Here is a 12,244-nt window from a genome sequence, read left to right as displayed (position 1 = left end):
CAGGCGTCACCGCTCTCGCAGGCTTTCCTCTCGGTGCTGGACCAGCGGCGAGAGCACGTACTCGATGACGCGGCGGCGGCCGGTGCGGATGTCCACCGAGCCCGACATGCCGGCGCTGATCGGGACCGGCTTGCCTTCCACCATGACCTGGTTGCGGGCCAGCTCCACGGTGACCGCGAAGAGCAGCCCGCGCTTGTCGTCATGGACGGCGTCGCGCGAGACATGCAGCACGCGGCCCGGCACGGTGCCGTAGCGGGTGTAGTCGAAGGCGTCGATCTTCACCGCGACCGTGTCGCCCGCATGGACGAAGCCGGCGTCGCGGTTCTCGATGAAGGCCTCGAACTGCATGCGGTCGCTGGCGGGCACGATCTGCATCAGCGCCTGCGCGGCTGGCACCGCCGCGCCCTCGGTGTGCACCGTCAACTGGTGCACCGTGCCGTCCACCGGCGAGCGCAGCTGCAGCAGCGCGCGATGGGCACTGGCACGGGCCACGTCCTGCGCGGCCCCCTGCGCGATGCGCTGCGATTCGGCCAGGCGGTCCTGGGCCGTCTTGCGCAGGCTGGCGCGCAGCTCGGCCTGCTGGGCGCGGGCCAGGGCGATCTGGCCTTCGAGCTCCAGCCGCGCGGTCTTGCGCTGCATCCACGCGTCGCGCGAGACGTCGCGCGTGGCGGCCAGCGCCTCGTAGTCCCGCTCGCGGTCCTGGGCCAGCGGCAGCGAGGCGGCGTAGCGCGCGATCTCGCGGGCCAGGCGGTCGCTCCGGGCGGTGTACTCGCTCCAGGCGTCGGCCAGGAAGAGCTCGCCGTCGCGGCGTCGCTCGGGCGTGATGTCCTCCAGCGGCGGGAGCCGCGGCGCGCGGCCGGTGCCCAGCGCATCGATCAGCGCGCGCTGGACGGCCACCTGCACGGTGGCGGTCTGGCGCTCGCCGTCGGCCTTGTCGAACTCGCTGCCGGCCTCGCGTCCGTCGAGCTCGATGAGCAACTGGCCGGCGCGCACCCGCTGGTTCTCGACCACGTGGATGGCGCGCACCGAGGCGACCTGGGTGGAGGAGATGGTCTTGGTCTCGCCGGTGACGGCGATCTTGCCCTGGCCGACCGAGACCACGTCGACATGGCTGAAGGTGGCCCAGGCCAGCGCGACCAGGATCATCAGCACCAGGCCGCGTGCGACCCAGCGGCCGGCCGGCGAGACCGGGCTGGCCTGCAGCGCGAGCGCGGCGGGCAGGAATTCGGCCTCGTGGGCCTTCAGGTCGGGCGTGCCCTGGGCGGACTGCAGCCGCCAGGCGTGCCCGGTGACCTGGGCGTAGCGGCCGAGCAGCTCGGCCGCGGCTTGGAATCGGTGTCGCAGGCTCATGATTGCGTCTCCCGGGAGGTGTCCCGCAGCGTCTGCTGCAGCGAGTTCAGGTGGGTGTAGATGCCGTCGGGGTTGGCGAGCAGCTCGTCGTGGGTGCCGGACTCGGCGACCTCGCCGCGCTCCATGACGACGATGCGATGCGCGTCGCGGACCGCCGAGAGGCGGTGGGCGATGATCAGCACCGTCCGCCCCTGGCAGATCGAGCGCATGTTGTCCTGGATGACCTTCTCGGACTCGTAGTCCAGCGCGCTGGTGGCCTCGTCGAAGATCAGGATGCGCGGATCGCCGACCAGCGCGCGCGCGATCGCGATGCGCTGGCGCTGTCCGCCGGAGAGGCCCGTGCCGCTCTCGCCGACGATGGTGTCGTAGCCGTCGGCCAGTTCGCAGATGAAGTCGTGCGCGCCGGCCAGCTTCGCCGCCTGGATGACGGCCTCGATGGACAGGGTGGGATCGGCCAGCGCGATGTTGTCGCGGATGGAACGGTTGAACAGCACGTTGTCCTGCAGCACCACGCCGACCTGCTGGCGCAGCGAGGCGGTGTCGATGACGGCGATGTCCTGGCCGTCGATCAGCACGCGGCCGCGGTTGGGCACGTACAGGCGCTGGACCAGCCGCGTCAGCGTGCTCTTGCCGGACCCGGAGCGGCCCACGATGCCGATGACCTGGCCCGGCTCGATGCGCAGCTTCACGCCGCGCAGCACGTCGGACGCGTCGGGGCGGTAGCGGAAGGCGACGTTGTCGAACTCGATCGCGCCGGACAGGCGCGGCAGGCGGGTCTTCTGGCCGGCGACCTCGGGGCGGGCGTTGAGCACGTCGCCCAGCCGCGCCACCGAGATGCCGACCTGCTGGAAGTCGTTCCACAGCTGCGCCAGGCGCAGGATGGGACTGGAGACCTGGCCGGCCAGCATGTTGAAGGCGACCAGCTCGCCCACGCTCAGCTTCTGGTCGATCACCAGCAGCGCGCCCAGCCACATGATGGCGGCGGTGACCAGCTTGCTGATCAGCGTGATGCCGGCGTTGGCGACGGTGGCGATGTTGGTGACCGACTGGCCGGCGGTGACGTAGCCGGCCAACTGCTTCTCCCACTTCTGGATCCAGCGCGGCTCCACGGCCATGGCCTTGACCGTGTCGATGCCGCTGATGGTCTCGACCAGGAAGGACTGGTTCTCCGCGCCCTTGTTGAACTTGGTGTCCAGCCGGGCGCGCAGCACCGGTGTCAGGACCACCGACACGATCAGGTAGAGCGGGATGGAGAGCGCCACGATCAGCGTCAGCGCCGGGCTGTACCAGAGCATCACGCCGAAGAAGACGACCGAGAACAGCAGGTCCAGCACCAGCGTCAGCGCATTGCCGGTGAGGAAGGAGCGGATGTTCTCCAGCTCACGGATGCGGGCGACCGAGTCGCCGACGCGGCGCGCGTGGAAGTAGGACAGCGGCAGCGCCACGAGGTGGCGGAACAGGCGCGCTCCGAGCTCGACGTCCAGCTTGTTGCTGGTGTGCGAGAAGACCCAGGAGCGGATGCCGGTGAGCACCACTTCGAAGACGGTGGCGCAGATCAGGCCGACGGCCACGACGTTGAGGGTGCTCATCGCATGGTTGACGAGCACCTTGTCCATCACGACCTGGAAGAACATCGGCGTCACCAGGCCGATCAGCTGGATGAAGAGCGAGATGAGCAGCACCTCGCCCAGGATGCGGCGGTAGCGGACGATGGCGGGGATGAACCAGGTGAAGTCGAACTTGGCCATCTCGCCGGCGAAGCTGGCCTTGCTGGTGAACAGCATCAGGGTGCCGGTCCACAGCGCGACGAACTCGTCGGTGCCCAGCACGCGCGGCGCCTGGCCGGGGTACTGGATCAGCACCTGGCGGCCGCCGTCGGGGGACTGGCGGCATTGGGCCAGGAGGAAGCAGCGGCCCTCGCGGTCGCGGCCGATGGCCGGCAGCGGCGCCTTGTCCAGGCGCTCCGCGGGCTGGCGCAGCAGCTTGGCCTTGAGGCCGAGGTGGCCGGCGGCCAGCTGCAGCGTCTGGTCATCGAAGGCCTCGCCGCCGAACTGGTGGCGCAGTTGCGCCTCGTCGGCGGGCAGGCCGTGCAGGGCGGCGATGGAGAGCAGGCAGGCGAGGGCGGGGTCCGGTGCGGCGCCGGACGTGGGGCCGGCGACCGACGCGGCGGCGGATGGCGCCGCGCAGGGGGTGCTGGATACGGTGTCGGACGCCTGGGGGGACCCGGGCATGCGCCGGGTCGATGGCGGGGCGACGACGGCAGCGTCGAGGAGGGTGTCCATGATGAGAGTCCTGGTGAAAGGGGGGCCGGGCGGCCGGAGCCGCCCGGTGGTCGTGCGATGACCTCAGCGAGGCATCAGCGGCAACCGGTCATCGAGACGTCGCCAGCAGCGGCGCGGCGGTCTGGGGTCGGTCTTCCGGCGAGGCGGTCGTCATCGCCCCCGAGGCCTGCGCGAACCCGGCCATCGCCTGCACCAGCGCGGCCGTGTCGGTGAGCGCCTGTGCCATCGCCGTCGCGCCGGCGGCGGTCATGTCGCGCAGCGCCTGGCTGCCGTACTCGTCGCCCATCTCGGTGACCGAGAAGTTGCAGCTGCCCGGCAGGGCGTCCAGCTCCTGGGCCGACATCTCGAACACCATGCTGGAGCTCCACGGATTGCGGAAGATGTATTTCCCGTTGGTCTCGTTCACGCCAATGATCGAGAAGGCGTGCCCGCCGACCAGCGTCGTCTTGCCGTTCTCGTCCGTGGCGCTGCGCCATGAGCCGTGGGTGACCAGGCCGGAGCCGTCCTCCAGGGCCGCAACGACCGCCTCACGGGCATCGATGCCGGAGCCGTAGATCTTGTTCACGCCGCCGGTGAGCGAGCGCTGGGCGATCCGGCCGTAGTTCCCACCCATGCCGATGCTGTAGTCGTTCTCGATCTGGGCGTGGCCGTTGGCGACGAAGTAGCCGCTGGCCATGGCCTCCACATACGCGTCCTCCAGCAAGCGCACCCAGCTTCCCCCGGCGACGCTGGCGCCCTGGGACGAGGCGACGCCATCCACCGTGATGAAGAAGGGGTTGTCGGCGCCGCCGCTGTAGAACTTGACGGCGAAGGTGCCGTTGCCGTTCGCGCTGATCAGGCCGGACAGGCGGTCAGGAGCCACCGCGGCCAGCTCTTCGACGGAGGAGATCAGCCAGCAGTTGCCGTATCCCCCCTGGGCCACGCTGAGCGCCGCCTGGCCGGTGGCGCCCTTGAACAACACCGAATCCGACAGATCCACGTAGGAAGCCGCCTTCGGGTTGTTGGTGCCCAGGAACCACTTGTTGACCGAGGCGGTGAACGCGTCCGCGCTCATGCCGGCCGCCAGGCCGTCCTTGCCGATCATGCTGGTCAGCAGCGACGAGACGTAGGTCTGGCCGCCGTTGACCGCCTTGGCGCCGGACAGCATGCCGTTGATGGCGGCGAACTGGTCGACCGAGAGGCCGTCCGCGCCGATGCCCGACTGCATGCCGGTGAGCATCGCCAGCACCGAGTCGTAGCTGATGCCCGCGTCGCGCGAGGCGGCGGCGAGGTAGCCGGCGTGAATCTTGTCGGCCTTGCCCATCGCGATCCCGCGACGGGTCGCGTCCAGGCCTTGCAGCGCGGCCAGCGACATCTGGTTGACGCCGTCGGCCGGGATGGCGGCGAAGGCCTCCACCGACAGCGCGTTGAGCCAGCGGGCGCTGACCGTGTCGAAGTCGGTGACGCGGCTCAGCTGCTCGGGCCGGATGGCGCTGGCGGCGGCTTCGGGAATCCAGCCGACGTTGGCCACGGCGGCGAACTGCTCGGCGGTCCAGCCCGAGACCGACGCGGCGGTCAGGCCGCGCATCGTCGCCGCGGTGAACCGACCGAAGGCGGTGGTGGGCACCGAGCACCAGGCCTCGGTGGACAAGGCGCCGAGCCAGGTCGGGTTGAGCTTGTTCCACGCGCCGGCCTGGATGGCGCCGACCTGGTCGGCCGACAGGGCCGCCACCGCGGCCGGCGACAGCGCCTCCAGCCCCGGCAGTGTCGCGATGCGGGCCGGCGACAGCGTGCGGATCATGTCCGGACGCAGGCCGCTGGCGCCGGCGGCGGACAGGCGGGTGGTGTCGAGCGCGGCGAACTGCTCCAGCGTCAGCGCGCCGATGCAGGCGGCCGACAGCTGCGGAACGGAGCCGGTGTACATCGCCTTGATGCCGGCCGCCGGCACCGCCGCCAGGGCTTCCGGCGTCAGCGCGTTGAACCAGGCGCCCCACATGTAGGAGAAGCTGGAGCTGATCGCGCGCACCTGGTCGGGCGAGAGGGCGTGGACCGCCGCGTCGGTCAGGACCTGCAGGTTGGCGATGCGTGCGATCTGCGCGGGCGCCAGGCCGCGGATGGTGTCCGCGGTCAGGCCGGTCGTGCCGGCCGCCAGCGACGGCAGGTTCGCGATGGCGGCGATCTGGTCGGCGTTCAGCGCGCTGACGGTGGCGGCGCTCAGGCCCGCCACGGCGCCGGTCGACAGCCGGGCCAGACCCATCGCGGGCAGCGCAGCCGCGGCGGCTGGCGACAAGGCGTTCAGCCAGGCCGCGCCGACGGCGTTCCAGCCGGCGCGGATGCCGCTGACCTGATCGGCGCTCAGCACGGCGACGGCGGCGGTCGAGAGCATCTCGGGGTTGCGCAGCGCCGCGACCTGCGCGGGCGTCATCGCGGCGACCGTGGCCGGCAGCAAGGCCTGGATCACCGTCGGCGGCACGAGCGCGAAGGCGCCGGCCGGCAACGCGGCCAGCGACTCGGCCGACATCGCGTTGAGCTGGTCCGCGGTGAACGCGGCGCCGTTGATCGTGGCCGCCTGACCCAGCAGCGCGGTGCGCGCGGCCGAGGCGTCGGCTGACAGCCGCTCGGTGAAAGGCAGGCCGATCAGTTGGTCAGCGTTCATCGACGCGACCTGCGCCGGGGTCAGCGCGGCGACGGTCGTCGCGGGCAGGGTGGCGAGGGCCACCGGGGCCAGCGCCGTGAAGGCCGCGGGCGACAGGGCCGCCAGCCAGGCCGGCGTGACGCTGGCCAGGTTGAGCAGCGCGCCCGCCTGAGCCGGCGTCAGCGTCGCGGTGGTGGCGGCGGGCAGCGTGCCGATGGCCGGCAGGGACGCGATCTGGGCCAGCGTCATGCGGCCCACCACCGCCGGGGTGAGCTTGGGCGCCATCGACGTGGACAGGGACGCGATGACGCTCGGCGGAATCGCGGTCAGCGCGGCCGGCGACAGCGCGTCGAACCTCAGCGTGCTCCATTCCGAGGGCATGAACCATGGCGTCTGGTTCGGCGTCAGCGCGGCCACCGCGTCCTGCGACAACCGCGACACGTTGTCCATCACCTTGATCTGGCCGGGCGTCAGCGCGGCGGCCGACGCCGGCGACAGCCGGGCGACCTCAGTGGGCGACAGCGGCTCGATGATGGATGGCGGCAGTGCCGAGATCGCGGCCGGCGACAGCGCGTTGATCCAGTCGGCGCTGTAGGCGTTCATCCGGACCGTCAGCCCGGCCGTCTGCGCCGGGGTGAGCGCGGCGACGGCGGCGAGCGACAGGCTGTTGAGCGCGGGCAGGACCGCGACCTGTGCCGGCGTCATCGCGCGGACCGCGTCGGCGCCCAGGGCGGGCGCGATGGCGGTGGACAGCTTCCCGATCGAGGCCGTCGGAATCGCCGCGATCGCGCTCGCGGGCAGCGCGTTGATCCAGTCGGCCGTCACGTTGTTCCAGGCGATGGGCAGCGCGGCGACTTGCGCGGCGCTCAGGCCGGCGAGCGCGCTCGGCGCCAGTTGCTCGGGCGTGGGCAGCACGGAGAGCTGCGTGGCGCTCATCGCGGCGAGGGTCGCGGCGTTCAGTCCCTGGACCGTGGCGCTCGGCAGTTGCGCGATGGCCGAGGCCGGCAGGATCGCGATCGCCGCCTGGCCCAGCGCGTTGAAGGTCGCGGCGCTGACCGTCGACCAGTCCGGCGTCGCCAGCAGCAGGCCGCGCACCGAGGCGGCGTCGGCGCTCAGCGCGTCGGGCGTCGCGAGCGATGCCAACTGCTGCGGGCTCATCGCGAGGATGGTGGCGACCGACAGGCCGGCCACCGTGGTCGCGTTCAGCGCGCCGATTGCCGCGGCGGGCAGCGCGGATTTCGCCTCGCCGGACAGCGCGTTGATCCAGGCCGCGTCGACACGGGTCCAGTCGATGCGCAGGCTGCTCAGCTGGGTCGATGTCAGGCTGGCGACGACGGCCGAGGCCAGGAGCTCCGGATGCGGCAGCGCGGACAACTGGGCGGGCGTCATCGACGCCAGCGTGGTGGCGCTCAGGCCGCGCAGCGTGGCGTCGGGCAACTGGCTCACCAGCGTCGCCGGCAGCAGCGCGACGACCGAAGCCGGGCAGGCGTTCAGCCAGGCGGCATCGATGCGGGCGGCGTCCAGCGGCAGGGCGGCGATCTGCGCGCTCGACAGGTTGGCAAGCGCGCTCGGCGCGAGGGCGGAGGGCTGGCTGATCGCGGCGAGCTGGCGCGTCGACAGCGACTGCAGCGTGTCGGCGTCCAGCCCGTTCAGCACCCGGGCCGACAGGCGCGAGATGGCGGCCGCATCCAGACCCGGCAGCGCGTCATGGGACAGGTTGTCCAGCCAGTCGGCGTAGACCTCGCCCAGGCGCGGGCACAGCGCGGCGACCTGGGCGGCGCTCAGGGCGGCGACGGCGTCGGCGCTCAGCAGCGCCAGTGAGGGAATGCCGACGATCTGGTCCGGCCTCAGGCAGGCGATGGTGGCTGGGCTCAGACCGGCGACGGCCCGGCGCGAGATCGAGGCCAGCAACGGCGCCGGCATCGCCGCGAGGGCGTCAGGACGCAGCGCGTTCACCCAGTCGGCGCTCACGGTGGACAGCCCGCCGGACAGGTTGCGAGCCTGCTCGGCGGACAGCTCCCGGACCGCCTCGATGCTCAGGCAGTCGGCGCGGGTCAGGCGGGAGATGGCCATCGGACTGAGGGCTTTCAGCGCCTCGGGCGTGATGGCGGCGATGGCACTGGCCGAGAGCGCGCCGTAGTTGGAGATCGCGGCCAGTTGCGCCGGCGTCATCGCACCCACGGTGGTCGCGCTCAGGCCGAGCTGGGCCGAGTTGGACCATTGGGTGACCGCGCCCGGCGTGATTGCCGCGATGGCGGCCGGTGACAGGGCGTTGATCCAGGCGGCGCTCGCGGTGGCCCAGCCGTTGCGCAGGGCGGCGACCTGCGCCGGTGCCAGCGCGGCGGCGGCTTCGGCGGACAGCAGGTCCGGACGGGTGAGCGCCGCGACCTGGGCGGGCGACATGGCGGCGATCGTCTCGGGCAGCAGCGCGGCCATCTGGGCGCTCGGCATCAGCGCCAGGCCGCCGGCGGGGAGCTGCGCGAGCTCGGCGGGCGACAGGCCATTGAGCCAGGCGGCGGTGGCCTGGGCCCAGTTGGTCGAAGCGAAGTTGCCCAGGGCGGTGTTGCGCACCTCGGCGGCCGCCGCGTTCAGCAGATCGGGACGGTTGATCGCCGCCAGTTGATCGCTGGAGAAGCCGGACAGCGTCGCGGCGGTCAGCGTCGGAACGACGGCGGTGGGCAGCGTGGCCAGCGCGCCGGGTTGCAGGGCGCCGATCACGCCGGGCGACAGCGCGTCCAGCCAGGCCTTGGTGACGCCGCTCAGGGTCGTGATGCCGGCGACCTGGGTCGCGCTCAGGACGGCGACGGACGCGGCGGGCAGCGTGTAGAGGCCCGGCAGCACGGCAAGCTGCTGGGGCGAGAGCGCCCGCAGGGCCTCCAGCGACAGCGCCGGCGCCACCGCCTTGTTGAACTGCCTGATGTTGTCCGGCGGGAGCACCGCCAGGGCGCTGGGCGACAGCGCCTGCATCCAGGCGACGGACATCGCCCCCCAACTGAAGTTGATGGTGCGGATCTGGTCGGCGGTCAGGGCCGCGATCGAGGCCGGCTGGAGTCCCAGGACGGCCGTCGAGCTCAGCTTGCCGAAGTCGACCGGCGCGATGCGCGCGAGATCGGAGGGCGCCAGGGCGTTGAGCCAGTCCGAGTTCACCTTGCTCCAGTCCGTGGGCGCCAGCGCCGCAGTGCGGATGGCCGCCGCCTCGGGCGACAGCAGCGACGGCGACGGAATCGCGGCCAGCTGGGCCGCGCTCATCGCGGACACGACCGCGGTGCTCAGGCCCGGCACGACGTCGGTCGGGATCGACGCGATCTGCGCCGTCGTCAGGCCGCCCACGACCTCGCGCGACAAGGCGTTGATCCATTCAGCGGGGAGCTCGCTCCATCGCTCGTTGTCCAGCGCAGCGACCTGCGCGGCCGACAGCGCGCCGATCGCCGCCGGCTGCAGCGCGGCGATGCCGGTCAAGCCGCCGATCACCTCCGGACTCAGCGCGCGGATGGCGTCGGCGGACAGCCCGGCCGCGCCCGCATCCAGCGCGCCCAGGGCGGTGATGGCGACGATCTGCTGGACGCTCATCGCGGCGATGGCGTCGGCGCTCAGCTGCGCGACGCGGGTGGCGCTCAGGCCGCTCAGGGCCGAGGTGTCCAGCTGCGCGAGGCCGCCGGCCGGCACGGCGGCGAAGGCGTCCGTCGACAGCGCGTTGATCCAGTCGGCGGAGAAGTCGCTCCAGCGGCCCTCGTCGATGGCCGCCACCTGCGCGACGGACAGCGCGGCAACCGCGTCCGGACGCAGGGCATCCAGGCCCATGCCGCTGATGAGTTCCGGGCTCATCGCCCGGACGGCGCTGGCGGACAAGCCGGCGACGCCGGCGTCCAGGCTGCCCAGCGACGTGATCGAGAGGAGTTGCTCGACGCTCAGGGCGGCCACCGCGTCGGCGCTCAGCTCCGAGACGCGGAAGGCGCTCAGCCCGGCCAGCGCGGCGCTGGTGAATTGCGCGACCTTGGCCGGCGTGATGGCGGCGAAGGCCTGCGGCGACAGCGCGTTGAGCCAGCGCGCCGACAGGTACTTGCCGTCGATGCCGATCGCGGCGACCTGCTCCGGCGACAGCGCCGCGGCGGCCCTGTCGCCCAGCCAGTGGATGTTGATCAGCTTGCCGACCTGGGCGGGGCTCAGCGCTCGCACCTGATCGGCTGTCATGCCCTGGACCGCCGCGCCCTTCAGATAGTTCAGGGGCGCGATGGCGCTCAACTGGGCCGCGCTCATCGCGGACACCATGGCGCCGGTGAAGGCGGCGACCTGGGTGCCGGTCAGCCATTGGCAGTGGGGGATGTCCAGGCCGGCGAGGTCGGCGGGCGCCAGCGCCGCGATCTGGGCGGCCGTCAGGGCGGTGAACTGGGCTTTGGTCAGGGTATTCAGGGTGGTCATGGTGTGGTGAGCTGGTGGCTCTTTCGAGGGTGGGAATGGCCGGAAAAGGTCGGCCGCGGGACAACAGCGGGCGCTTCTCCTCGGTCCTTCCGGGAGTCGCGCGGGCTTGGGGGGAATCAGGGGGTGGGCCGCGGGCCGTCGAGCGCGGCGATGCCGTCTCTATTCATTTCGCCGAGGTCCGACATCAATTTCAGCCGGGCCGCGTTCCACTGGTATTCGCACTGGGCTCGTGCATCGAGCGCGTCGACCAGGGTGCCTTGGGCGGAAATCAGTTCCAGGATGTCCGAGACGCCGCGTTCATATCGATTCGTCGCGGAATCCATGGCCGATTGCGCGGCCTGGAGCAATTGATTCGCGGCGTCGATGTTGTCCAGCGAGGCCGCCAATTCCGCGTGGGTCTTGACCAGCTCCAGCAGGACGCGGTTTTCGGTGTCCGTCACCTGCAGTTCGGATTTCTCCGCCTGCGCCTGGGCTTCCTGGATCTTGTTGCGACGGGAATCACCATCGAACAGCGGAATCGTGATCGTGGCGCCGACGGTGAAGGTGCTCGAGCGCGAGGCCTGGACGCTCTGGTTCGGATAACCATTGCGGTAGTTGGCCGCGGTGAAGTCGATGGTGGGGCGCCCGGCCGCCCGGGCGGCGGCGACGCCGGCCTGGCTCGCGTCGCGCTGATAGCGGGCGGCGAGGATGGCCGGGTGGTGGGCCCTGGCCTCATCCAGCAGCTGGCCCAGGTCGGGCAAATCGGCGCGCGACGGGGTCGGGCTCTTGTCCGGGAGGCGCAGCGCCGTGCCGGCCGGCACGCCCATGGTCTGGACCAGCACCGCGGTGGCCTTGTCCAGCTCCGCCTTGGCGCGCTGCAGGTTCAAGCGTGCGCGGGCCAGCGAGGCCTCGGCCTGCAGGGTGTCGGCGCGACTGGCGGCGCCCTTCTGCTCCCGGTCGCGGGCGGCGTCACGGGTGCGCTGCGCCAGCGCCACCGACTGCTGGCGCGCGCCCAGCGTGGCGCTCGCCTGCAGGGCGGAGAAATAGGCCTGGATGGTGTCGGAGACGGTCCGGCGCACGGCGTCGTCGTAGGTGCTCGTGGCCGCGGTCAGCAGGCGTTCGGCCATTTCCTCGCGGGCGGCGCGCTCGCCGAAGTCGAAGAGCCGCCAGCTCAGGCCGAGATAACTGCTGTAGCCGGTGACGCGCTGGTTGCCGCCCGGCGACTGGGCGTTCTGGCTGGTATTGCTTTGCGCCGTCAGCGAGGCATTGACCGTCGGGAGATGAGCCGCCTTGGCTGCGGCCAGCTGGATTTTCTGCGCCTTGATGGAAACCCAGGCCGTGGCGGTGCGGGTATCCCGGCACAAGGCGCTGTCGACGGCGGCGCTCAGTGTAATCAGGGTTTGGACGTCGATGGTGGTCGTGCAATCCGGCGGGGTTTCCGCCAGGGCGCTCATTTGAATGGCGCCGCCGATACCGAAGGCCAGTATTGGCCGCAGCCAGTGGTGATTGATCGACCGCATGGAAACTCCCTGGAAACTGGCCCGGCGGACTGCTGGGTCACGGCGAAAATCTCAATTCGCCAGGTCAGTTTAGGAAGCGA

Annotated in this window: 4 protein-coding genes; all 4 read right to left on the bottom strand. The window is 71.6% G+C overall.

Features of this window, described 5'->3' with window-relative positions; genetic code table 11:
• Positions 1-6: 6 nt before the first annotated feature.
• The 4 genes from FHT37_RS09235 to FHT37_RS09220 all read right to left on the bottom strand — a co-directional run bounded on the left by FHT37_RS09235 (position 7) and on the right by FHT37_RS09220 (position 12,164).
• Positions 7-1,350 carry an HlyD family type I secretion periplasmic adaptor subunit gene (locus FHT37_RS09235; RefSeq protein WP_183480378.1) on the bottom strand — a complete coding sequence of 448 codons (1,344 nt, stop codon included), beginning with the start codon at positions 1,348-1,350 and terminating at the stop codon, positions 7-9.
• On the bottom strand, positions 1,347-3,632 hold the full coding sequence (locus FHT37_RS09230) for a type I secretion system permease/ATPase (RefSeq protein ID WP_255489526.1): 2,286 nt from the start codon (positions 3,630-3,632) through the stop codon (positions 1,347-1,349). The genes FHT37_RS09235 and FHT37_RS09230 overlap by 4 nt, the downstream gene beginning before the upstream one ends.
• Before the next feature lie 88 nt (positions 3,633-3,720).
• Positions 3,721-10,665 carry a C2 family cysteine protease gene (locus FHT37_RS09225; protein WP_183480376.1) on the bottom strand — a complete coding sequence of 2,315 codons (6,945 nt, stop codon included), beginning with the start codon at positions 10,663-10,665 and terminating at the stop codon, positions 3,721-3,723.
• Between the two features lie 116 nt (positions 10,666-10,781).
• Positions 10,782-12,164, bottom strand: coding sequence for a TolC family protein (locus FHT37_RS09220; protein WP_183480374.1), 1,383 nt, complete (start codon positions 12,162-12,164; stop codon positions 10,782-10,784).
• Positions 12,165-12,244 lie beyond the last annotated feature (80 nt).

The sequence above is a fragment of the Mitsuaria sp. BK037 genome, assembly GCF_014193045.1.
Lineage (GTDB): Bacteria > Pseudomonadota > Gammaproteobacteria > Burkholderiales > Burkholderiaceae_C > Roseateles.
The sequence above is the reverse complement of the archived record's forward strand: the minus strand, read 5'-3'. Positions and strand labels throughout refer to the sequence as shown.